The 20,878-nt window shown below is 35.6% G+C and carries 14 protein-coding genes; 11 read left to right on the forward strand and 3 right to left on the reverse strand.

The window, feature by feature from the left end:
- Nucleotides 1–4 precede the first annotated feature (4 nt).
- On the forward strand, nucleotides 5–1,453 hold the full coding sequence (locus RBH94_RS01585) for a sodium:solute symporter (RefSeq protein ID WP_307882088.1): 1,449 nt from the start codon (nucleotides 5–7) through the stop codon (nucleotides 1,451–1,453).
- Here RBH94_RS01585 and RBH94_RS01590 read toward each other — a convergent pair.
- On the reverse strand, nucleotides 1,424–1,786 hold the full coding sequence (locus RBH94_RS01590) for a CoA-binding protein (protein ID WP_307882089.1): 363 nt from the start codon (nucleotides 1,784–1,786) through the stop codon (nucleotides 1,424–1,426). The genes RBH94_RS01585 and RBH94_RS01590 overlap by 30 nt on opposite strands.
- A 94-nt stretch (nucleotides 1,787–1,880) precedes the next feature.
- Here RBH94_RS01590 and RBH94_RS01595 point away from each other — a divergent pair, with 94 nt between their 5' ends.
- On the forward strand, nucleotides 1,881–4,340 hold the full coding sequence (locus tag RBH94_RS01595; protein WP_307882090.1) for a TonB-dependent receptor domain-containing protein: 2,460 nt from the start codon (nucleotides 1,881–1,883) through the stop codon (nucleotides 4,338–4,340).
- A gap of 485 nt (nucleotides 4,341–4,825) precedes the next feature.
- On the opposite strand, the gene RBH94_RS01600 is transcribed toward RBH94_RS01595, so the two are convergent.
- Nucleotides 4,826–5,836, reverse strand: coding sequence for a 3-oxoacyl-ACP synthase III family protein (locus RBH94_RS01600; protein WP_307882091.1), 1,011 nt, complete (start codon nucleotides 5,834–5,836; stop codon nucleotides 4,826–4,828).
- 184 nt (nucleotides 5,837–6,020) lie between these two features.
- Between RBH94_RS01600 and RBH94_RS01605 the strand changes: the two genes are divergently transcribed.
- From RBH94_RS01605 to RBH94_RS01640, 8 genes are all read left to right on the forward strand, one after another.
- Nucleotides 6,021–8,441: a S9 family peptidase gene (locus tag RBH94_RS01605; protein ID WP_307882092.1), complete on the forward strand. Its 2,421-nt coding sequence runs from the start codon at nucleotides 6,021–6,023 to the stop codon at nucleotides 8,439–8,441.
- Between the two features lie 145 nt (nucleotides 8,442–8,586).
- Nucleotides 8,587–10,497 (forward strand): molecular chaperone HtpG, encoded by a 1,911-nt coding sequence (htpG, locus tag RBH94_RS01610; protein ID WP_307882093.1) that lies wholly within the window; start codon nucleotides 8,587–8,589, stop codon nucleotides 10,495–10,497.
- Nucleotides 10,498–10,648: 151 nt separating this feature from the next.
- A complete protein-coding gene (locus RBH94_RS01615) occupies nucleotides 10,649–11,536 on the forward strand; it encodes an ABC transporter ATP-binding protein (protein WP_307882094.1) in 888 nt (295 codons plus the stop codon).
- A 24-nt stretch (nucleotides 11,537–11,560) separates the two neighbouring features.
- Nucleotides 11,561–15,211 carry a M1 family aminopeptidase gene (locus tag RBH94_RS01620; protein WP_307882095.1) on the forward strand — a complete coding sequence of 1,217 codons (3,651 nt, stop codon included), beginning with the start codon at nucleotides 11,561–11,563 and terminating at the stop codon, nucleotides 15,209–15,211.
- Between the two features lie 334 nt (nucleotides 15,212–15,545).
- Nucleotides 15,546–16,316, forward strand: coding sequence for an App1 family protein (locus RBH94_RS01625; protein ID WP_307882096.1), 771 nt, complete (start codon nucleotides 15,546–15,548; stop codon nucleotides 16,314–16,316).
- Nucleotides 16,313–17,212, forward strand: a complete 900-nt coding sequence (locus RBH94_RS01630) for a diacylglycerol kinase family protein (protein ID WP_307882097.1) — start codon at nucleotides 16,313–16,315, stop codon at nucleotides 17,210–17,212. The genes RBH94_RS01625 and RBH94_RS01630 overlap by 4 nt, the downstream gene beginning before the upstream one ends.
- Nucleotides 17,213–17,336: 124 nt before the next feature.
- Nucleotides 17,337–18,014, forward strand: a complete 678-nt coding sequence (locus RBH94_RS01635; RefSeq protein ID WP_307882098.1) for a DUF4377 domain-containing protein — start codon at nucleotides 17,337–17,339, stop codon at nucleotides 18,012–18,014.
- A 38-nt stretch (nucleotides 18,015–18,052) separates the two neighbouring features.
- Entirely contained in the window at nucleotides 18,053–18,886 is an 834-nt protein-coding gene (locus RBH94_RS01640) for an FKBP-type peptidyl-prolyl cis-trans isomerase (RefSeq protein WP_307882099.1), read from the forward strand.
- 145 nt (nucleotides 18,887–19,031) lie between these two features.
- Here the strand turns inward: RBH94_RS01640 and RBH94_RS01645 are convergent, their stop codons facing one another.
- Nucleotides 19,032–20,063 (reverse strand): hypothetical protein, encoded by a 1,032-nt coding sequence (locus RBH94_RS01645; protein ID WP_307882100.1) that lies wholly within the window; start codon nucleotides 20,061–20,063, stop codon nucleotides 19,032–19,034.
- A 147-nt stretch (nucleotides 20,064–20,210) separates the two neighbouring features.
- Between RBH94_RS01645 and RBH94_RS01650 the strand changes: the two genes are divergently transcribed.
- Nucleotides 20,211–20,846 (forward strand): MOSC domain-containing protein, encoded by a 636-nt coding sequence (locus RBH94_RS01650; RefSeq protein ID WP_307882101.1) that lies wholly within the window; start codon nucleotides 20,211–20,213, stop codon nucleotides 20,844–20,846.
- Nucleotides 20,847–20,878 lie beyond the last annotated feature (32 nt).

The raw sequence follows: 20,878 nt of genomic DNA on the forward strand, positions 1-20,878 counted from the left end.
ATTAATGTCGGCGACTCAAATCTTAATCCTAATTGCAGCTTATTTTGGTGTTCTAATATTAATCTCTTATTTCACAGGAAAGGAAGATTCTAACGATGCCTTTTTTAAGGCTAACAAATCGGCACCCTGGTATTTGGTTGCTTTCGGAATGATTGGAGCTTCGCTTTCAGGTGTGACCTTCATTTCAGTTCCCGGCGCAGTTGAAACTAAACAATTTGGCTACCTTCAGGTTGTCTTCGGCTATTTATTTGGCTATCTCGCTATTGCTTATGTTTTACTTCCTATTTACTATAAACTCAACCTAACCTCCATATACACTTACTTGAGAGACCGATTTGGAAATACCAGTTACAAAACAGGCTCTATTGCTTTCTTAATCTCGAGAATCGTCGGCGCCTCATTTAGACTATTTTTAGTAGCAAAAGTCCTCCAACTTTTAGTCTTCGATCAATATGGCATTCCATTTTCAATTACCGTAATTATTACGGTTCTGCTTATTTGGTTGTATACGTTTAAAGGCGGTATAAAAACTATCATTTTTACCGATACGCTTCAAACCCTATTCATGCTCATCTCGGTTGTAGTAACCATTTTCTTTTTAGCTAATGCTTTAGACCTACATAGTATTTCTGATGTTTACAACAATGTAAAAACAAATGCGATGAGCAAAGTTTTCTTTTTTGAAGATATTAATGATGCGCAGTATTTTGTAAAAAGTTTTTTATCGGGCATGTTTATCACCATTACTATGACAGGTTTAGACCAGGATATGATGCAGAAAAATTTAACCTGTCGAAATATTAAAGAAGCGCAAAAGAATATGCTATCCTTTAGTGTGGTTTTAATTTTTGTGAATATTCTGTTTTTAGTTTTAGGACTGCTACTAACACAGTACGCCATTCAGAATAATATAACCGCACGAAAAGACGATTTGTTCCCAACCATTGCTATGTTACCTGAAATAGGCTTTGCCACCTCAGCCTTTTTTATTCTTGGTTTAATTGCTGCAGCTTACAGTAGTGCCGATTCCGCTTTAACCTCTTTAACCACATCATTCTGTATTGACATTATAGAATTAGACAAAAAACCAGAAGCCAACAGAAAACGTATCAGAAAACAAGCGCATGCTTTTATTAGTGCTTTGCTTGTTGTTGTCATCATTATTTTCGATGCTCTATTTAAAGATGTATCTGTTATCTGGGAATTATTTAAAGCTGCCGGCTACACTTACGGACCTTTACTAGGTTTATTCGCCTTTGGTATTTTTACCAAACAGCATTTAAAAGACAACTACGTTTGGATTATCGCTATAGTCGCTCCAATTGTGTCTTATTTTATAAACGCATACTCCGTAGACTTACTTAACGGATACCAAATTGGTTTTGAAATATTAATCATCAACGGCCTCCTAACATTTTTAGGTTTAATACTGATTCGTAGAAAGCAAAACTAAAGAACAGGCTGTTTCAAAATTAATATCATTCTCTTTTAAAATTTTATATAATTCCGGATTTTCTGTGCCGGGATTAAATATAACACGCTTTGGTTTTAACGAAACAATATAATCGTAATACGGTATCTGATTTTTAGGATTCAAATACAAGGTCACGGTATGAATATCTTCATGGGGTAACTTTTCTGTATCAATTTTAACCCCTGCAACTTCACCTGTAACGTTTCCAATCGCAACCACTTCAATATGTTCTTCAACCAATTTATGAATGGCATAATTAGAATATCTACCCGGTTTTAAGGAAGCGCCAAGAACTAGAGTTTTTTTATTCATATGTTAAAAAATCAAGAATTATTAATAAATATAGTAACAGATTTTCAATTGAGGCGTCATATACATACATCAATCAAAAAATCAATCAATCAAAATGAAAAACTTACTAGCACTATGCTTAGTAGTAATTGTATCTACTGCTCAAGCTTATGCTTTATCCACAGACAAAAAAGGCTCTATTTATGGTACCGTTTTAGACGCTAATTTAAACCAACCCTTGCCTTACGTAAATGTTGTTATAAAATCTAATAATGGAACCATTATTACGGGTGGAATTACTCAGGAAGATGGTTCGTTTAAAATTGAAAAACTGGAAGAAGGTAATCTTATTGTCAACATTCAATATATTGGATACAAAAGCATTAACAAACCCATTTTAATAGGTAAAAACAGTTACGATATTAACTTAGGGAATATCCTCTTAGAAGAAGAAGCCGAAGGTCTGGACGAGGTCACTGTTGTTGCCGATGTATCTACAATTCAACAAAAGGTAGACCGAAAAGTTATAACTATTGGAAAAGACTTAGCCGCTACTGGCAGCGCCTCGCAACTTATGGTGGGCATACCATCGGTAAGCATTGATGCGCAAACCGGAGATATTAGCTTGCGCGGCAACCAAAATGTTCGCGTTATGGTAGATGGCAAACTATCAAACATTCCAACAGCGCAGTTACTAAAGCAAATTCCATCGACAGCTATAAAATCGATTGAACTTATTACCAATCCATCGGCAAAATACAATCCCGAAGGTATGAGTGGTATTATAAACATTATTCTTCATAAAAACACCATGCAGGGCTTTAACGGTAATGTTTCTATTGGACTCACTCATGAATATGAAGCTAAATTCAATAGTTCTCTGGGGCTAAATTATCGCAATGGGAAATTCAATTTTTACGGAAGTTACAGTAACGATATTGCTAAAAACAGAAACAATGGTTTCATTTATAGACCTGAAAATAACTCCGAACAGTTTTTTAAGTTTTTAGAAAAACGACAATCACATCTATATAAAGTTGGTGTAGATTTCTATTTAAACGAAAAAAATACGATATCGGTTTTCACTACTCAAAACACATCAGACAATAGCACCTATGGAAAAACAGATGCTATATTCTATGATGATGAACGTTATAATCAAAGTCAGATTTTCAATTCCAGAGGCAACAACAATTCATCGCAATACAATTTTGATTATAAATTAGATTTTAAAAAAGAAGGACATAATATAGAATTTGAAGCCGACTACAATGTCTTTGATGATGAAAGCCCTGTAGATTTCGATTTTTTACTTGGACCGAACGAAGATTATGAAGATTTCAACTTCACCGATAGAGAAAGCATTACCTTAAACTTAGACTATATAAATCCGCTTTCTGAAACAGCTAAATTAGAAGCCGGTTTGCAAGCCCGGTTATTCAATTCCGATATCGCTTATTCATCAACAGGACAAACACTAAACAACGAAGGCATTCTAAGACCAACACCAGATACCCATTTCGATTACACCCGAGACATCTATTCAGCCTATGCAACTTACAGCAAATCTTTCGAAAAATGGAATTACCAAATCGGGCTGCGTGCTGAAAACGTAAAAGAAGATGCTTTTGCTTTATCTTCGGAAGCCTCAAGTACACAGCGTTTTAAAAACGATTATTTTGAAGTGTACCCTTCTGCTTTTTTCACTTACACCCCTTCAGAAAAAAATGCGTATCAGTTTAGCTATAGTCGTCGTGTAGACCGCCCGGGAATCGGCCAGGTCAACCCGATTAAAGAATGGAGCACGCCGTTAATTTCCTCTTACGGAAACATTAATTTAGAACCGCAATTTACGAACTCCATTGAAGCTAATTATACAAGAACGCTTAACAATAGAAAAGGAACTGTAACTGGCGGTGTATTCTACCGAATGATTTCCGATGAAATTAACCGCGCCTTATTTATAGATCGTAGCGACGTTACTTCAGGCAGAGTTATTTTAACCCATGATAATTTCGACGACACTTCTGCTTATGGTGTGGAACTTAGTAGCAATTACCGTCCTTTCAAGTGGTGGAATATTAACGGGAGTTTCGATTTGTATTCTCAAACCCAAAAAGGTATTGCCGAAAATTTAACCGTTCCCATTGAAAATGCAACCATAAATGATATAGAAACTAATATTGATGAAGTCGATAATGTTCTGTGGAATTTTAGGATGTACAATAATTTCAGTGTAAGCAAAGCGGTTAGCTTGACAGCTTTTGGGTTTTACCGCGGAAAAAATAAAACCATTCAATTCGAAAGAAAACCCATGTATTTTGTGAATCTGGGAGCTCGTATTGCCTTTGCTCAAGGCCGAGGAATGTTAAGTTTAAATTATAACGATATTTTCAACACCATGGAATTCGCCTTTTATGGAGACAAACCATTTATTCAAGAAGGCGCCTTTAACTGGGAAAGCAACACTTGGAATGTTGGTTTGTCTTATAGATTTGGAGGCGGAAAATACAAAGCGAAATCCAGAAAAAACCGAGACAATAACACGAAGTCTGGCGGCGGCGGATTCCTATAATAATTAACATTAAAACATGTTGAATTCGGATTTTTGATTAGTGTTTCATTTTTGACGTCAAAAAAGAAGCCTCAAAGTTTAATTACTTTGAGGGTTTGTATTCAAACCACCCTAACAACTTAATTATCAAAATGTTAAAATTTTCAAAAAATTACATTTGTTACACAATAACTAAAACCTGTTTACGTTACGTCTTTATACAATCTTGCTATTATTCAAAAAAATAATTATTTAGAGTTAGTCGTCTACACATTATTATAACATTACAAAACGTAAGAATTGTATAAATAAAATCCGGTTGTTCTCAAACTTCCGGATTTTTTATTGTGTTAAAATGGCGTTAAACCATAAGGCTACTGCAATAAAACGCAACTTTTAACGTCTTATATAATACATTCTTCAAAAATACAGATTGTGTTAATTTGAAGTTGATTAATAGCTTTAAAACCCAAAACTCCCCGTTTTGGGTTTTTTTGTTGTTTTTTCTACCAGTTTATAATAACACTACCCCAAGTAAACCCACTACCAAAAGCAGCCAAAACCACAGTATCACCATCTTTAATTTTTCCTTCCTCCCAGGCTTCGGTTAAAGCAATGGGAATAGACGCTGCAGTGGTATTACCGTACTTTTGAATATTATTAAATACTTGGTCGTCATTCAACTTAAATTTCTTCTGAATAAACTGAGCGATGCGTAAATTTGCCTGATGCGGAATCAGCATATCAATATTTTCTGGCGTTAAATTATTCTTCATTAGCCCTTCCATTATTACTTCACTAAAACGCACCACTGCATTTTTAAATACAAACTGTCCGTTCATATACGGATAGTAACTTTCATCATCAGGGTCATTATCTTCCAAAATATCATTTACCCAGCGCGTTCCCATTCCAGGAGCAGTCAATACCAATTCCTCGGCATGTTCCCCCTGCGAATGTAAATGCGTCGACAAAATGCCTTTATTGTTGTTTTCTTCACGAGTTAAAACTGCGGCCCCCGCACCGTCTCCAAAAATTACTGAAACCCCTCGCCCTCGTGTGCTTTTATCTAAGCCGTGCGAATGTAATTCACTACCAATAACCAAGATGTTTTTATACATCCCGGTTTTAATAAAATTATCGGCTACCGAAATGGCATATACAAATCCAGAACACTGGTTTCGGACATCTAAAGCACCCACTGTTTTAATATCTAAAGCGTGCTGCACCTGAACTCCTGGTCCTGGGAAATACATATCCGGACTCAAGGTTGCGAATATGATAAAATCGATATCATCTTTATCGATACCTGCGCGCTCGATTGCTATTTTAGCGGCTTTAACACCCATGGTGGCCGTGGTATCTCCACTACCGATTTCTACCCAACGGCGTTCCTGTATTCCGGTACGTTCCTGAATCCACTCATCATTGGTATCCATCATTTTAGATAAATCGTGGTTGGTTACCACATGATCCGGCACATACTTTCCTAAGCCAATAATTTTTGAATTGTACATTATTTTGAATTTAGTTTAGTTATACTCATTACAAGTTATATATTATTTACTATCAAAACTACAAAAAGCATTAAAATGTATTCTAATACCTCAAGTGAGAATATCGGACCTTTTAACATTACTTTTTAATTTTATTACCCCGTTTTAATTAAATTTAATGCTTGACTAATTCAAATCATTCAAAATGAAAAAATTTCTATTTTACTGTTTTCTTGTCACCGGACTTAGTATCCACGGTCAAGAAAATTTAACGTATCAAAAACCCTCAAAAGAAATCTTAGAACTTGCTACTGCTCCTTTAGCTCCTTCCATTCGAATTGATAGCAAAGGTGAAAACATGGTATTCCTTTACCGAAGCAATTTTAAAAGTATTGCTACCTTATCGGAAACCGAAATGCGCCTGGGTGGTTTACGTATAAATCCTAAAACTAATATTAGCAGTAGAGAACGTTATTATAACAATATAAAAGTCCGCGTTGGACGAAAAAGCACCGAAACGACTGTTAGTGGCTTACCCGAAAACCCAAGGCTTTCTAATTTCTCCTGGTCTCCAAACCAGGAAAAAATGGCATTTACCAATACCACTTCAAACGGTGTTGAACTATGGGTGTTAGACATTGCCAATACATCGGCTAAAAAAATCACCAGCGACAATTTAAATGCCAATACAGGAGATCCATTCTACTGGTTTAAAGACAACATGTCCTTACTTGTTAAAATGTTACCTGAAAACAGAAAAGATTTAATCGACACTAAAACAGCAGTTCCTACCGGACCTACAGTTTCTGAGAGTGAAGCCGGCGTCATGGCTCAAAACAGAACCTATCAGGATTTACTTAAAAACAAAGCCGACGAACACAACTTTGAGCAACTAGTAACTTCAGAATTATATAAGGTAGATTTAGATGGCAATGCATCTTCATGGATGTCTAGCGCTATGTATTCAGATATTTCTTTTTCCCCAGATGGTAACTACATTATGGTAGAAACCATTAATAAGCCTTTTTCTTATTTAGTTCCTTATTACAGGTTCCCTTCAACTACTGCTGTTTACGACACCAATGCCAAACTTATAAAAACCGTATTGGAAGTCCCTTTAATTGAAGATTTACCGCAAGGCTTTATGGCCGTAAGAACAGGAATGCGAAGCCTGTCGTGGAGAGGTGACCAACCTGCCACTTTAGTTTGGGCTGAAGCCTTAGACAAAGGAGACCCTGAAGTTAAAGTTGATTACAGAGATGAAGTATTTCAGCAAGAAGCTCCTTTTACCAGTGAACCGACTTCATTAGTAAAAACTATCAATCGTTTTAGAGGTATACAGTGGGGTAATGCCAATACTGCCATAGCCTTAGACTATTGGTGGAATACGAGAAACACAAAATCTTATATCTTTAATCCATCGAACAATACAGCAAAACCTGAAATTATTTCAGACAGAAACTATCAGGATGTGTACAGCGACCCTGGAAATCCAGTCACTTCAAGAAATGAATACGGACGTTACACCCTAGACATTGTTAAAAACAAAATTTTCTTAATTGGTGATGGTTATACCGAAAATGGAAAATTCCCTTTTATTGACCAATTAGATCTTAAAACAAAAAAAACAACCCGATTATATCAGTCTTCACTTAAAGACAAAATAGAAGATATTTCTATGGCTTTAGATATGAATAAAGGTGAAATTTTAGTGAGAATAGAATCTAAAAATGAATACCCTAACTATTACATTCGAAATATTAAAAAACGAATAGCTCCAGTGCCATTAACACAATTTGAAAATCCATTCAAAAGCATTCAGGATGTTCATAAGGAAATTATAAAATACAAACGTTATGATGGTTTAGAGCTCACAGGAACTTTATATTTACCTACCGATTATGAAGCTGGTAAAAAGTACCCAATGGTAATGTGGGCCTACCCAAGGGAATATAAAGACAAAAGCAGTGCAGGACAAAGTACTTCGAACTCTAATGAGTTCACCTACCCTTACTATGGTTCTCCAATTTATTGGGTAACCAAAGGCTATGTGGTTTTAGATGACGCCTCTTTCCCTATTGTTGGTGAAGGTAACGAAGAACCTAACGATACATTTATAAAACAGTTGGTTGGTAATGCCAAAGCTGCAATTGATGCTGTTGACGATTTAGGCTATATTGACAGAAATAAAGTTGCCATTGGAGGCCATTCATACGGCGCTTTTATGACAGCAAACCTGCTTTCACACTCTAATTTATTTGCTGCCGGAATTGCCAGAAGTGGCGCTTATAACAGAACGCTTACCCCTTTCGGTTTCCAAAGTGAAGAGCGTAATTACTGGGAAGCTCCTGAGATCTACTACAACATGTCTCCATTCATGCATGCCGACACCATGAAAACCCCTTTATTACTAATTCATGGGGAAGCCGATAACAATTCCGGAACGTACCCTCTACAAAGTGAGCGCTATTTTAATGCCTTAAAAGGCTTAGGCGCACCGGTAAGATTAGTTATGCTGCCAAAAGAAAGTCATGGTTATGCTGCCGAAGAATCTATTCTTCACTTACTGTGGGAACAAGACCAATGGTTAGAAAAACATGTAAAAAACAGAAAAGTAGAAGAATAACAAAATCTCTTATAAAATGTATAAAAAGGTCATTCTGTAATTGGAATGGCCTTTTTTAATGTCAGTTTGTCACATTTTTTGCCTTGGCATTTTTGTTGAATAACCCAAAAACATATAATTATAAACAGAATAAAAACAATATATCATGACAAAAGGAAATATTAATGTTTCGGTTGAAAACATCTTCCCGCTCATTAAAAAGTTCTTATACAGCGACCACGAAATCTTTTTACGTGAGTTAATTAGTAACGGTACCGATGCCACTTTAAAATTAAAACACCTAACCAGTATTGGTGAATCGACTTCAGAATATGGCAATCCACAGATTGAAGTTAAAATAGATAAAGAAGGTAAAAAACTTCACATCATCGACCAGGGTATTGGTATGACGGGCGAAGAGGTTGAGAAATATATTAATCAAGTGGCGTTTTCTGGTGCTGAAGAGTTTTTAGACAAGTATAAAGATTCAGCTAAAGATTCAGGTATTATTGGTCACTTTGGTTTAGGGTTCTACTCGGCTTTTATGGTGGCTGAAAAAGTAGAAATCATTACCAAATCACACACAGGTGCACCTGCTGCTCACTGGACATGTGATGGTTCTCCGGAATTCACATTAGAAGAGGCTACTAAAGAAGATAGAGGAACGGAAATTATTCTTCATATTGCTGAAGATTCAACAGAATTTTTAGAAGAATCTCGTATTCGTGAATTACTGTCGAAATATAACAAATTCATGCCTATTCCAATTAAATTTGGAACCAAAGAAATCAACGACCCTGAGCATGAGCCTGCAACTATTACCGACGAAGAAGGAAAAGAGACTAAGGAGCCTCACAGACAAATTACAGTTGACGATATCATCAACAACCCAAATCCGGCATGGACAAAACAACCAACCGATTTAGAGGACGAAGATTATAAAAACTTCTACCGTGAGTTGTACCCAATGCAATTCGATGATCCGTTATTCCACATTCACTTAAATGTAGATTATCCGTTTAACTTAACTGGTATTTTATACTTCCCTAAGTTAGGACAGGATATGAACATGCAACGAGATAAAATTCAACTATACCAAAACCAGGTGTTCGTTACCGATAATGTAGAAGGTATTGTTCCTGAATTCTTAACTATGTTACGCGGGGTTATCGATTCGCCAGACATTCCGTTAAATGTATCACGTTCGTACTTACAAGCCGATGGTGCGGTTAAAAAGATTTCATCATACATTACCCGTAAAGTTGCCGATAAATTAAAATCGTTATTCAACAATAACCGTGAAGATTTTGAAGCAAAATGGAACGACATTAAAGTGGTGATTGAGTACGGTATGCTTTCTGAAGATAAATTCTTCGAAAAAGCTGATGCTTTCGCTTTATATCCAACAGTTGATGGCACTTACTACACTTACGAGGAGCTTTTCAACAAAATTAAAGCAAATCAAACCGATAAAGATGGTAAGTTAGTTATTCTTTACGCTTCAGATACCGATGCACAACACAGTTACATTGAAGCCGCTAAAGCGAAAAACTATGAGGTTCTAATATTAGATTCTCCAATTGTTTCTCACTTAATCCAAAAACTAGAAACCACTAAAGAAAACATCTCTTTTGCACGTGTAGATGGCGATCACATCGATAACTTAATTAAGAAAGATGAAAATACCATTTCTAAGTTAGACGAAGATCAAAAGAAAGTTTTAGATGAATTATTAAAAGAAGTGATTCCTTCTGAAAAATTCATGGTACAATTGGAAGCTATGGATAGTAACGCATCGCCTTTCATCATTACACAGCCGGAATTTATGCGTCGTATGAAAGAAATGCAGGCTACCGGAGGTGGCGGCATGAACATGTTTGGTAACATGCCGGAAATGTACAACCTGGTTGTTAACACCAACTCCGATTTAGTAAGTGATATTTTAAACAAAGGTGATAAAGCCGAACAAGAACGCTTAATCAACCAAAGTTTAGATTTAGCACGCTTATCTCAGGGGTTATTAAAAGGTGAAGAGTTAACAAACTTCATTAAACGCAGCTACGAGATTTTAAAGTAATTACACTTTTACTTTTTATATACAGGAAACCACTTTGCAGATGCAAAGTGGTTTTTTTATACGCTCCTTACAAACAACCCACTCATTAACAGATAAATACTACATTTTTACTTATCTTTAGCGTAGCACTAACCTTAAAACAACTTCTTCTATGGCGCTACACATCAATAACTTAAGTAAAACGTACTCCAATGGCGTACAAGCCCTAAAAAACGTCACCTTAACTATTCCGAAAGGCATGTTTGGATTACTTGGCCCTAATGGCGCTGGAAAATCTTCATTGATGCGAACCTTGGCCACCCTTCAACAAGCCGATTCCGGCTCGGTAACGCTTAACGGTATTGATGTGCTAAAAGAAAAAGATAAAGTGAGGAAACTATTAGGGTATCTGCCACAGGAATTTGGAGTATACCCAAAAATAAGTTCTTACAATATGTTATCTCATATCGCTGCTTTAAAGGGCATTTCAAATAAAGGCGAACGAAGAGATCTGGTGGAATCGTTATTGAAAAAAACCAACCTTTGGGATGTTCGCAATAAAAGTTTAGGCACCTATTCCGGAGGAATGAAACAGCGATTTGGTATTGCTCAGGCCCTTATTGGTGATCCTCAATTAATTATTGTAGACGAACCTACAGCTGGTTTAGATCCCGCCGAACGTGTCCGTTTTCATAACCTTTTAAGTGAAATTGGTGAAAACACCATTGTTATTCTATCCACTCATATTGTTGACGACGTTTCTAACTTATGCAACAATATGGCTATCATATGTTTAGGCGAAGTTGTTTTACAAGGCAACCCGATTTCATTAACTAAGGGAGTAAAAGGAAAAATCTGGAAGAAAGCCATCGAAAAATCAGATTTAGAACAGTATAAAGCTGATATGCACGTTATTTCGACCCACCTAAAAAGCGGACAAACCATCATTCATGTGTTAAGTGATGTGCAACCAGACGCGTCTTTTGAATCCAGCCCTGCTAATTTAGAAGATGTCTATTTTTCAGAAATCTCATCTCGTATGGATTCTGCTTTAGCATAATTCACTCATAAAACCTTTTGTATTATGTTTAAAGAAATCTTTTTATTCGAGATTAAATACCGATTTAAAAGACCCGCAACATGGGCCTATTTTGGTATCTTATTAGTTTTTGGACTTATTATTGCTATTGGCGGTAACGGCCCGGCTTCAGAGAAGGTATTTGTAAACTCACCTATTGCTATTGCACGAATGCTATGTGTGGTAAGCATATTTGGCACCATGCTCGCCAGTGCTATTTTAGGTGTACCTGTTTACAGGGATATTGAACATAAAACCGAGAACTATTATTTCTCCTATCCCATATCTGAAAAAGGATATATCTTAGGTCGGTTTTTAGGCTCCTTATTCACCTTATTTTTTGTTGGTTTTGGGCTTCATTTAGGCTTAATTATAGGTTTTGCCATTGGTCCTTTCGCAGGATATGTAGAAGCCGACAGGTTCACCAGCTTTAATTTATGGAATTATATTCAACCAACATTTACCTTATACTGGGCTAACTTTTTATTTACGGGCTGTATTTTTTTCACCTTAGTCAGTACTACCAAAAAAGTCATGCTTGCCTATGCTGGTGGAGCCGTCCTGTTTATCACTTATCTGGTTACTCTCACGCTAACACAAGATATAGAGAATAAAGATTTGGTTAGTATGCTGGATCCCTTTGGGCTATCGGCATTAAGTAATATCACTCAATACTGGACTCCCGAAGAACAAAACACCTTAACTGTACCCTTTACTTCAAGTTTATTATTCTGGAACAGATTACTTTGGGTTGGTATTGGCTTACTTACCTTTGCCTATGCTCTGTTCAAATTCGATTTTCAAAAGTTCCTGAATAAAAATTACAATGCTAAAAAGAAGAAAACTGAGGATATACCTGAAACCAATAATGCTGCCGAACTTACCAAAATACCTCAAGCAAGTAAAGTATTTTCAGCTGGTTTAAATTTAAAATTACTGTTCGGTTTGGCTTTTATGGAGTTAAAAAATATTGTTAGAGATAACTTCTTTAAAGCAATTTTAATTGCTGCAGTTGCCTTTTTACTTTTTGATGCCTGGTACGGCTTTCCTGTTTACGGCACGCCCTCTTTGCCACTCACCTATTACATGCTGGAAGTTAAAGATTTTAATTTCATTGTGTTGATATTTATTCTGATTGTATTCATGACAGGAGAAGTTATCCATCGAGAACAAAATGTTAATTATAATCAGATTTTTGGAGCACTACCTATCCCCAATAGAATCATATACGGATCAAAATTTATAGCTCTTGTTTTTATAAGTTTCTTACTTGTAAATTTAGTTTTAGTAAGCGGTGTTCTTACTCAAATATTAAAAGGCTATTTCAATTTTGAATTCGACAAATACTTTATCGATTTATATTTAATTGAATTTCCAAAATACATCACCTTTGTAATGCTCGCATTTTTTGTGCATTCCATAGTACCCAAAAAGTTTTTAGGACACGTTATCGCCATTGCAATATGGGCCCTGCTCTTCGGTTTAAATGCTTTGGCCGAAGTCGATAATAATTTATATTTATATGGCTATGCCCCGCGATATATCGTATCAGACATGAATGGTTTTGGGCACTTCGGAACGGCCTTATTCTGGTTTAGAACGTATTGGCTTGCTTGTGGAGGTGTATTAGTTGTTATTGGGTATCTATATTGGATTCGCGGAACAGATTCGGGAATAAAATCAAGATGGAACATCTTAAAAAACAGGCTAAACCTTAAGACTTCAGGAACCTTTCTCCTTTTATTCATCCTATTTATAGGTTCTGGCGCATTCATAAATTACAACACTAAAACCATAAATCATTACAAAACCCAAGATCAGGGTATCTTAGCTCAAGCTAATTACGAAAAAGAATTGAGTAAGTACGATAAGATCGCTCAACCCAAAGTGATTGATGTAAAGCTAAATGCTAATCTATACCCAGAACAGAGAAAAGCCCAAATTAAAGTCCATTACATCATGGTTAATAAAACCGATGAAGTCATTGATTCTTTACATTTAAACTGGGGCGCCGAAGGGTTAATAAAAAAAGATATCAACACGTTTACAATTAACGGCATAAATCCCAAATTAGGAAAACGATTTGATGATTACGGCTACGAAATATATGCTTTCTATAGTCCGCTGAAACCCAACGATACCATTAGCATGACTTTAGATGTTACAGGAACATATAAAGGTTTCCCTAATGAAGGCACTGGTTCTAGCATAGTTTATAACGGTACGTTTTTAAATAATAATTTTTTCCCTTCATTTGGATATAATCCGGATGGTGAAATCATGGGCGATTTAGATCGAAGAAAGCATGATTTACCTGTTAAGGACTATAGTTTACCAGAACAAACCGACCCTTGGGGAACCAGTAATTTGTTATTTAACAATGACGCCGATTACATCACTTTTGAAGGCACCGTAAGCACAGCACCAAATCAAATAGCTATTCTGCCGGGGAATCTTCAAAAAGAATGGGAAGAAAATGGACGGAAATATTACACGTATAAAATGCGGGGCGAATTAGACTTTTTCTATAATATTTCTTCGGCCAATTACAGTGTTCATGAAGATGAATGGATTGGCGATTCTGGAGAAAAAGTGGCCATTCAAATTTTCTATCATCCCACACACACTTACAATATCGATCGATTTGTTACAGGCGTAAAACGCTCTATGGACTATTATTCAAAAAATTATGGTCCATACCAATACCGCCAGATGCGCATATTAGAATTCCCGCGCTATTCCACCTTTGCGCAATCCTTTCCTAATACGGTACCCTACGCCGAGAGTTTTGGATGGGTGGGCGATTTTAGCGACCCTAACGATCTGGATTACCTTTTTACAGTAACGGCACACGAAGTCGCGCATCAATGGTGGGGTCATCAAATCACACCATCGGCGACGAGAGGCTCGAATCAAATATCTGAATCTATGGCCGAATATTCTTCTTTAATGGTAATGAAAAAAGAATATGGCGTAGATGCCATGCAAAAATTCTTAAAAAGAGAATTAGACACCTATTTAAGAAGCCGAGCCAATGAAAGTAAATTTGAAAAAACATTACTTGATAATGACAATCAGGCTTACGTCTGGTACCGCAAAGGCGGTCTCATCCTGTATGCACTTCAGGATTTAATTGGTGAAGACAATTTAAATAGTGGCTTTAAAGCGTATACCGAAGCTGCGCGGTTTCGTCCGAAAGCCCCATTTACAACCACTACAGAATGGTATAACTATATGAAATCTGTAACACCAGATTCATTGCTGTATTACCTGAGAGATAGCTTTGAAAATATCACACTCTACAGCAACAAAATTTCAAATGCAACGTATAAAAAACTAGACGACAACAAATATGAAGTCTCTATTTATATTGAAAGCACTAAAAACTATTTCGACGGGAACGGTAAACTTTTAAAAACCGGAGACCAACCAAACATTTTAGAAATTGGAATTTTTAATAATGATACTGTTAACAACAATGGTATGACTGTTAAATCTCCAATTATACTAAAAAAAATGTGGATAAAACCTGGAAAATCAAGCTTAACATTTATAACCAGTAAAATACCCGTTAAAGCAGGAATAGATCCATACAACAAAATGATTGACAGAATACCCGACGATAATTTAAAGCCTATTGAAAATTTAACAGATTAAAAAAAATCAACATAGAAACTAAAATTAACACATGAAACACACTCCGCTTTTTCGGAGTGTTTTTTTTGAAGAAAGCAGAACGCAATAAATGGTTTTATAAAAGAGATTTAATTCAGTATATTTAAAGAAAAGCAATTTAAAGCACCTCACATTGGCTAAACCCAAAAACACACCTATAATCTGGCAACTTTCTATTATTAATTTACTTAATAATAAAACCTTAATCACCGGAGTCATTTTAAAAAAAGCCCCAACAGTTCTCAACAAAAATGTTGGGATTTTAAAGAATTTAAATCATGTTTTGAAGACATATTTTACAAAACCCTTTTCGAACATGCCCATTCTTATAAACACTAAAAATGAGTCCTTTGAAACCAAAACCGATGCTCATGGTGGATTCCAATTAACTTTAGACCAGTCAATTCAACTCCCGATATCTATAACAAATAATGGTTCGACTCTTAAAAGTGTTCAAAATTACCCTATTAGCTTCGCTGAAAACAATAGTGCTTTTGGCGTAATTTCAGATATTGACGATACCCTGATTAAATCCTATACAGCTAATAATTTAAAACGCATTAGCACCATTTCGTTCACACCTCCCCAAAGAAGACAACCTATACATTTCACATTAAATTTCCTTGAATCCATAAACAAGACAAAGTCCAACATTTATTGCGTTTCAAAAAGTGAAAGCAATTTATTCAGTCTTTTAAATTACTTTATTCAATTAGACCACAAACTACCTGAAGCGCCTTTATTTTTAACACCATACCTTAGTTTAAAACAATTAATATTTGATAAAAAGCCTAAAGATTTCAAGTATCAAACGATAACCAAAATTTTAAATTTAACTCAACAAAAATTCATTCTTATTGGAGATGACACGCAACGCGATATGATTATATACTACCATATTGCCAGTAAGTATCCTGATCGGATTTTAAAAATATTTATACGACAAACCAAGCATCAAAGGAAAACGCATCAGCAGAATATGTGGCTAAAATTACAAACCTTAAGCACCCCGAGCTACTACTTTAAAACAGATACCTCTATCGATTTCGAGCAAGAAGTTTCAAACTTAAAAACCATGGCCTTATGAAATTACTTTTAGTCGTTAACCCAATTTCCGGAGGTATAGACAAAGAACCATTTTTAAAAAATGCGGTAACTATTTGTGAGAAATACGGAATAAATTATCACATTTTTAAAACCAGTGGTAAAGCTGACCAACAAAAATTAACCGATATTATTAACACCTTTAAACCTACAAAAGTAGCTTCAGTTGGTGGAGATGGCACAACCTTATTTACTTGCACTGCTTTGCTTCATTTAAACATTCCAATGGGAATTATTCCCTTAGGTTCGGCAAATGGCATGGCCGAAGAACTATTTGTAAACCCCAAACCAGAAGAAGCTCTTAAAGACATTATAATGTCTGAAGTCATTGGTCATCTTGATATGGTTCAGGTTAATGACAATAACTACTCCATACATATTGGTGATGTTGGTCTAAATGCTCAAATTGTTAAAGGTTACGACAAAGATGTTAACAGAGGTATAACTACTTATGCCAAATACTTTCTAAAAGAACTAAGCAGCATTAAAACCTTTGATATAAAAATAGAAGCAAACGGCGAAACTATTAATGAACAAGGAATCATGCTAGGTATATGTAATTCCCGAAAGTACGGCACAGGCGTTCCATTAAACGCCAACGGAAACCCCATGGATGGTATGTTCGAAATTGTTTTGGTAAAAAAAATGGATGTCAATATTTTAGCAAAAGCAGGGCTCTCAATTTTTAGCGATAGTTTTATAGACAATGAAAATGCATTGGTAATAAGTACAACCGAAGCTAAAATCACCTTCAATCAAGAGAGAACCTTGCAATTAGATGGTGAAATAGTTGGCGCATTCAGCACATTAGATATAAAAATAATAAAGGGAGCTGTTAAATTCATCACGCACAACAATAACACCTATTTAAAACGTTAAACAACAATAAATTCATTTAAATAATTCTGGCTTTTAAGTTTTATAACATTTCATTAACTTAATGATTTCAAAATTGGCAAGACATTTGAAAGACATAGAAAACAACTTTAAAAACATTTGAGATATGTCATTACTAAAAACCATGTTACCTATAACCATTATAGCCACACTTTTTACATCTTGTAATTCTATAAAAACAACCACCTACTGGGTAAACAGTATAAAAGTAAACTGTAGTTCCGGAGCAGGTAAAATGCAGTGTTTACAAGTTTATAAAGGTGTTGATGTTGACAAAGCAACCTGGAGCACCTTTTATGCACCAATTGAAGGTTTTGAATTTGAATTTGGAAGTTTCCAAAAAATTGAAGTTACAGAAACTCAGTTAGACCCTAAGGATGTTCCTGCCGATGCTTCATCAATAAAATATAAGTTAGTTAAAGTATTAGAAAAAAAACAGGATCCTAAAATGGCTTTAAACGATATTTGGACAGTAACGAAAATTAATAATTCTGCCATTGGTAAAACAAGACAAATTCCTGGTTTGGAAATCAATATTTCTAAAATGCAAGTTTCAGGTACCGATGGCTGCAATAACTTTACCGGAGACATTAAAAATATTACAGCGAGAAATATTGAATTCGGACCAATTGCTTCAACCAGAAAAATGTGTATGGATATGACGATTCCTAATGCTTTTAATAAAGCTTTAAATGCATCGGTTAGTTATAAAAAAGAAGCATTAAGCTTAACTTTTTTCGATACCGAAGGCAATGAAACGCTTACTCTTAAAAAGATAGATTAAAACGGTAAGTTCTCTTATATTTGCCCTAAAAAAATTTTATGAAAAAATTATTTGCATTTGCTACGGCATTGGTCTTGTTTGTGTCGTGTAGTAGTGATGATGCCCCTGTGGATTACGGTCTTCAAAATGACGAAGACATACAGGCTTATATCACCGAAAACAATTTAAATGCTGAAAAAACAGAAACGGGCTTATATTACGTTATCGAAGAACAAGGTACCGGAGAAATGCCTGAAAACGCTACAGATCGGGTAAAAGTAATTTATAAAGGTTACCTTACCAATGGAGATGTATTCGACGAGAGCACTGAAGGCGCTTCTTTCCTGCTGCAATATGTTATTCCTGGTTTTGCAGAAGGCTTAACAAAGTTTAATGAAGGGGGACGTGGTAAATTATTAATTCCTGCGCATTTAGCTTATGGTAGCAATAATTACAACGATATTCCTGCCGGATCTGTTATCATATTCGACATTGAATTAGTTTACGTGAATTATAAAACCGAAAACGACATTCTAATTCAAGAGTATTTAACAGAAAATGAAATAGAAGCGCAAAGTACCGATTCTGGTTTGTATTATACAATTACCGAACCTGGTACCGGAACCTACCCAACAACAACCAATAATGTTACCGTAGCTTACACCGGCTACTTCCTTAATGGGGAAACATTTGATGAAAGCACACTATCTGGGGTTAGTTTTGATTTAGATCAAGTTATTGAAGGATGGAAAGAAGGTATTCCTTATTTTAATGAAGGTAGCAAGGGCACGCTTTTTGTTCCTGCTCATTTAGGTTATGGCAACTTCGATTATTATACCATTCCCGGAGGCTCTGTTCTTTTATTCGATATAGAATTAAAGTCTGTAAACTAAATTTTAATACTTAAAAAACACAAAAGTCACCTTAAATTTAAGGTGACTTTTGCATTTAAAAAAGCCTCTTACTAATACGTAAGAGGCACCTCCATTTAACACTTAATCCAAAAACAACTATTAAATATAGAGGAGATTTTATTCATTAGAAATCGATTGTTACAGAGCTTGCGCCAGGGACAGCCGTTGAATACACAGGCGCATAATTCCCACCAGACATTGGCATTTCAAAAATTAATAACTTTTGTTGAGCGCGCTCGGCTACAAAAATGGCTCCCTTATCAGGACTTACGGCAACGTCTACAGGATTTCCTAACTCGGTCATATCACCTTCAATACGAATTTGATCGTCCATCATCAGCATTCCACTATCTATAGCAGCCATAAACTTACTTGAAAAATCATGTATTATTACCAAGGCTCCATCGTCGGCAACTCCTGCAGACCCTATATCAGTTAACACCATCGTATCAGTCATAGCGTCATAGTCTAAACCATGCGTACGTACCAATCCTTCAATAGCCACTTTGGCGGTATACATTAAATCTCCGCTTTTAGCATTGTGGAAATTTTCAAAATATACCAGATTACTAGTCACATCTTCTATAGCCCATAAATCTTTACCGTTTACATGTACATCCCAAACCTCAAAACCTACATGGTATTGTCTGAAATCTGTAATTACATCTTCATTAACATGATAACTGACAAGCTTACCAGGTGTTACATCATCTACAACAACTACCTTATTATTGTATAATGCAGAACCTCTACCGTTTTCAAAAGTTGAAGGTCCCATTGCTGTTGGCACCATAGCATCTCCACCCTTAGCTTCTGCGATATTTGATAAAGCTACCAAAGCTTTATCTGATCTGTTTACCTGATAAATAGCATCACGATTAGCATCATACTCTACCCCATCGGCATCCATATAAGGCAGACTTAAAGATTTCATACTTGGCATTTCTAAGCTTTCGTGGATATTAAAAATACTTAACATCCCAGAGGTATTTGAAGAAACGTAAACCGAATGCCCTTCCATTTTTTCAGAAATCTTAGCCGATTTACTTGCCATACTATTATAACCATCCATGGGTGTACCATCAACAGATTCGGTTTGACAATTAGAAAGTGTTAAGGCCATAAAGCCACATGCGAATAATTGAATTGTTCTCATAATATATAATTTATTGATTATAACTATTTCAATATTCGGGGCGTACCGAGACTTACGTAAAAAAGAAAGTTGGGGTTTTAAATTCTGTTATTTTTTTTCAAATATTAAAATTGGTACCTTTCGGAAAGCAATACAACAGCGTGTAAAATGCAAATAAAAGCCACTAATATTTCGATCCCAAAAACTGTTATATGGAACAATAAACCCGTACAGACCGGCATATACAAGACGCCAACAGAAGGACCTATTTATTTAGGAAAAAGTGATGTAAAGCATGATAGTGTTATTGACAGAAAATATCATGGTGGAGAATTTAAAGCCTGCTATTTGTTCTCTGAAAATCAATATGAATTCTGGAAATTGCTCTACCCTAACCTTGATTGGAACTGGGGTATGTTTGGAGAAAACCTAACTGTATCAAATCTTGATGAAACAAAACTTTATGTAGGTGATACATACAAAGTAGGGTCGGCCATAATTCAAATTACAGAACCTCGGGAGCCTTGTTGGAAATTAGGTGTTAAATTTGGTTCGCAGGAGGTTTTAAAACAGTTTATTAATCATGGCTTTTCAGGAACCTACGTTCGTGTTTTAGAAGAAGGTGACGTAAATATTGGTGATACCTTTCAGCTTATAGAAAGTACCCAAAACAGTGTAACCATACATCAATTTTTCAATTTACTTTTTTCTCAAAATAAAAGTCAGGATGTATTACGTAAACTCTTTGAAAGTGATTCTGTTCCTCCGAAAAAAAGAGAAGAATTAAAGAAGTATTTGAAATAAGAAGATTAGTGAAATCCTATTCTAACTTTTTG

Origin of the sequence: Aestuariibaculum sp. YM273 (assembly GCF_030908365.1) — a bacterium.
GTDB lineage: Bacteria > Bacteroidota > Bacteroidia > Flavobacteriales > Flavobacteriaceae > Aestuariibaculum > Aestuariibaculum marinum.

Excerpts from the sequence above, each read along its gene's own strand:
- RBH94_RS01585 (WP_307882088.1), top strand. The coding sequence starts at position 5 with ATGTCGGCGACTCAAATCTTAATCCTAATTGCAGCTTATTTTGGTGTT.
- RBH94_RS01590 (WP_307882089.1), bottom strand. The coding sequence starts at position 1,786 with ATGAATAAAAAAACTCTAGTTCTTGGCGCTTCCTTAAAACCGGGTAGA.
- RBH94_RS01595 (WP_307882090.1), top strand. The coding sequence starts at position 1,881 with ATGAAAAACTTACTAGCACTATGCTTAGTAGTAATTGTATCTACTGCT.
- RBH94_RS01600 (WP_307882091.1), bottom strand. The coding sequence starts at position 5,836 with ATGTACAATTCAAAAATTATTGGCTTAGGAAAGTATGTGCCGGATCAT.
- RBH94_RS01605 (WP_307882092.1), top strand. The coding sequence starts at position 6,021 with ATGAAAAAATTTCTATTTTACTGTTTTCTTGTCACCGGACTTAGTATC.
- htpG (WP_307882093.1), top strand. The coding sequence starts at position 8,587 with ATGACAAAAGGAAATATTAATGTTTCGGTTGAAAACATCTTCCCGCTC.
- RBH94_RS01615 (WP_307882094.1), top strand. The coding sequence starts at position 10,649 with ATGGCGCTACACATCAATAACTTAAGTAAAACGTACTCCAATGGCGTA.
- RBH94_RS01620 (WP_307882095.1), top strand. The coding sequence starts at position 11,561 with ATGTTTAAAGAAATCTTTTTATTCGAGATTAAATACCGATTTAAAAGA.
- RBH94_RS01625 (WP_307882096.1), top strand. The coding sequence starts at position 15,546 with ATGCCCATTCTTATAAACACTAAAAATGAGTCCTTTGAAACCAAAACC.
- RBH94_RS01630 (WP_307882097.1), top strand. The coding sequence starts at position 16,313 with ATGAAATTACTTTTAGTCGTTAACCCAATTTCCGGAGGTATAGACAAA.
- RBH94_RS01635 (WP_307882098.1), top strand. The coding sequence starts at position 17,337 with ATGTCATTACTAAAAACCATGTTACCTATAACCATTATAGCCACACTT.
- RBH94_RS01640 (WP_307882099.1), top strand. The coding sequence starts at position 18,053 with ATGAAAAAATTATTTGCATTTGCTACGGCATTGGTCTTGTTTGTGTCG.
- RBH94_RS01645 (WP_307882100.1), bottom strand. The coding sequence starts at position 20,063 with ATGAGAACAATTCAATTATTCGCATGTGGCTTTATGGCCTTAACACTT.
- RBH94_RS01650 (WP_307882101.1), top strand. The coding sequence starts at position 20,211 with ATGCAAATAAAAGCCACTAATATTTCGATCCCAAAAACTGTTATATGG.